This is a genomic window from Methyloceanibacter sp. (genome assembly GCF_051306395.1).
Taxonomy (GTDB): Bacteria; Pseudomonadota; Alphaproteobacteria; order Rhizobiales; family Methyloligellaceae; genus Methyloceanibacter.
Window position 1 is genome coordinate 1 of sequence record NZ_JBPPND010000217.1, and the last position, 3,504, is coordinate 3,504.

At 64.0% G+C, this 3,504-nt stretch carries 2 protein-coding genes; one reads left to right on the plus strand and one right to left on the minus strand.

What is annotated here, in order from left to right:
• Positions 1-338, plus strand: a 338-nt coding sequence (locus ACSLE4_RS11330; protein ID WP_435904555.1) for a helix-turn-helix domain-containing protein, incomplete at its 5' end; no start/stop codon positions are given.
• Between the two features lie 21 nt (positions 339-359).
• Here ACSLE4_RS11330 and gyrA read toward each other — a convergent pair.
• Positions 360-3,164, minus strand: coding sequence for a DNA gyrase subunit A (gene gyrA, locus ACSLE4_RS11335; RefSeq protein WP_435904556.1), 2,805 nt, complete (start codon positions 3,162-3,164; stop codon positions 360-362).
• Between the last annotated feature and the right edge of the window lie 340 nt (positions 3,165-3,504).

Genomic DNA, 3,504 nt, shown 5'->3' on the forward strand with positions numbered 1-3,504 from the left:
CGCGGCAAGCCATCCACCTGGCCGCGGTCGGGCGGCTCGACTGTCTCCAGCGCCTTGCCACCTTCCTCACGGAACTTGCGTTGACCACCGGCGTGCGCGCCCCGTGCGGCGGTCTCGCCTTCGAGATGCCGCTCAGCCGCACCGATATGGCCGATTATCTCGGGCTAAACGCCGATACGCTGTCGCGGACGATCTCCCGCCTGCGCGCCACCGGCCTGCTGAGCCATCCGGAGCGGCACCGGGCGCTGATCCGCGATTTCGAGACGCTTGCCGCGTTGACGCCCGCGGCGGGCTCGCTTCAAGCGCTGTGCGGCCAGGCGCCGGCGGGCGCCCCTTAGTAGCGCCTTCAAACGGGCTTCCTACGCCTCGTCCGGCGAGTCCTCGTCCGGAGCGGGCTCATTGCCATCCGTTTCGTCGGCCTCGTCAATCTCGTCGACCTCGTCGACCTCCTCGACGGCACCGCTGCCGTTCTCGTCGGGGATGTGCTCGACGGAGACGACCCGCTCGTCTTGCGCCGTGTCGAACACGATCACGCCCTGGGTCGACCGGCCGACGATGGAGATGCCGTCGACGGGAATACGGATGAGCTGGCCTCGATCCGTTACCAGCATGACCTGATCCCTGTCCTCGGCGGGGAAGGAGGCCACCAGCTTGCCGTTCCGCTTGTTGACGACCATGCCGATAATGCCTTTGCCGCCTCGGCCGGAGACCCGGAACTCATACGCGCTCGAGCGCTTGCCATAGCCGTTCTCGGAGATGGTCAGCACGAACTCCTCATGGGCGCTGAGCTCCGCGTAACGCTCGGGGCTGAGCACCACGGCCTCCTCGCCTTCGGCATCCGGCTCGATGTCCGGCTCGTAATCGACGCCGCCGCGGCGCACCATATTGGCCTGACGCACATAGGCCGAGCGTTCGGCCGCGGAGGCCTCGACGTGACCGAGGATCGACATGGAGATCAACTCGTCGCCCTTGCCGAGCCTGATGCCCCGCACGCCCGTCGACATGCGTCCCTTGAAAACGCGCACGTCGTCCACGGGGAAACGGATCGCTTGGCCGTCACGCGAGGTGAGCAGCACATCGTGCTGCACGCTGCACACCTCGACGCCGACGATGTGATCGCCCTCGTCGAGCTTCATGGCGATCTTGCCGTTCTGGCGCACCTCGATGAAGTCGGAAAGCTTGTTGCGGCGGACGCTGCCGTCATTGGTGGCGAACATCACGTCGAGCTTCGCCCAGGACGTCTCGTCCTCGGGCAAGGGCAATATGGTGGTGATGATCTCGTCCTTGCCGAGCGGCAGGAGATTGATCAGCGCCTTGCCGCGCGCTTGCGGGGCGGCTTGCGGCAAACGCCACACCTTCATCTTGTAGGCCATGCCGCGCGAGGAGAAGAATAGCACCGGCGTGTGCGTATTGGCGATGAAGATGCGGCTGACGAAATCCTCGTCACGCGTCGCCATGCCGGCGCGGCCCTTGCCGCCGCGGCGCTGGGCTCGATAGGCGGACAGCGGCACGCGCTTGATGTAGCCCTTGTGGGACACGGTAACGACCATGTCCTCGCGCTGAATGAGGTCTTCGTCTTCGACCTCGCCGACCATGTCGATGATCTCGGTGCGGCGTGGCGTGCCGAACTGCTCTTTCAGCGCGTTCAGCTCGCCCTTGACGATATCGACGATGCGCTCGCGCGAACGCAGTATGTCGAGATAGTCGGCGATCTGATCGCCCAAGCCCTTCAGCTCGTCGCCGATCTCGTCGCGGCCAAGCGCGGTGAGACGCTGCAGGCGCAAATCGAGGATGGCCTTCGCCTGCTCCTCCGACAGCCGATAGGTGCCTTGCTCGGAGACCTTGTGGCGGGGATCGGCGATCAGCTCGACCAGCGCCACCACATCCTTCGCCGGCCAGTCGCGCGCCATCAACTGTTCGCGGGCGGTCGCCGGGTCGGGCGCTTTTCGGATCAGCGCGATCACCTCGTCGATATTGGCGACAGCTATGGCGAGGCCCACGAGCACATGGGCGCGGTCGCGCGCTTTCTTTAAGAGGAATTTGATCCGGCGGCCGACGACCTCCTCGCGGAAGTCGGTGAAGGCGCGGATCATGTCCTTGAGATTGAAGATCTCGGGACGGCCGCCGGTCAGCGCCACCATGTTGCAGCCGAATGTCGATTGCAGCGGCGAGAAGCGGTAGATCTGATTGCGCACCACGTCGGCCATGGCGTCGCGCTTCAGCTCGATGACCACGCGCATGCCTTGGCGGTCGCTCTCGTCGCGAATGTCGGCGATGCCTTCGATTCTCTTCTCGCGCACGAGCTCGGCGATCTTCTCGACCATCGCCGCCTTGTTCACCTGATACGGAATCTCGGTGATGACCAGCGCGTCGCGGTCCTTGCGCACCTCTTCCACGGCGACGCGGCCGCGCATCAAGACCGAGCCCCGGCCCTTGTGATAGGCGGAGCGGATGCCTTGACGGCCGAGAATGAGACCGCCGGTCGGGAAGTCCGGCCCGGGCACGATCTCGATCAGCTCGTCCATGTCGATGGCGGGATTGTCGAGATAGGCGATGCAGGCATCGACCACCTCGCCGAGATTGTGCGGCGGTATGGTGGTGGCCATGCCGACGGCGATGCCGCCCGCGCCGTTGACGAGCAAATTCGGAAACTTCGCCGGCAGGACGACCGGCTCTTTCTCGCGGCCGTCGTAGTTCGGCTGGAAATCGACCGTGTCGTTTTCGAGATCGTCGAGCAGCGCCATGGCGGGCTTCGCCAGGCGGACCTCGGTGTAGCGCTCGGCCGCCGGCGGGTCGCCGTCGACCGAGCCGAAGTTCCCCTGCCCGTCGATCAGCGGCAGGCGCATGGAGAAGTCCTGGGCGAGCCGCACCAATGCGTCGTAGATCGCCTGGTTGCCGTGCGGGTGATACTTACCCATCGTGTCGCCGGTGACGCGCGCCGATTTGTTGTACGGCCGGTCCGGCGTGTAGTTGTTCTCCCGCATCGAAAAGAGAATGCGCCGGTGTACGGGCTTGAGCCCGTCGCGCACATCAGGCAGTGCGCGCGACACGATCACGCTCATGGCGTAATCGAGATAGGACCGCTTCATCTCGTCGATGAGCGAGACAGGTCTTATGTCCGAGGGCGACGGCCCTTCGACGTCTGTATTGTCTTCGTCAGCCAAGGATGGGAATGCCTTCTAAGAAATGTCAGACCCCTGATAGACGCCTTCACCGCCGCGGGAAATCAGCCCCAGCAGCGCTATGTGAAATGCGTTCGAAGAGTCGCTTTCCTATAGCTGATTTGAGGGCGTTTCCGCAACCATTCTCGACCCCAGAACACCGTTATTTTCATCAACAAATACAAAGAGTTGCGCGCCCGTCGCGGCGACGTAAAACGGCGGCTTTCACGCCCTCAGAAAACGCATCCGCGCAAGCTATTTTTGGAACTCAACGAGTCGGCGAACGTTTGTTGGACACTGCAGCGGCATGGACTGTGCCGCCCATAAATTGCGGCGCAAACGT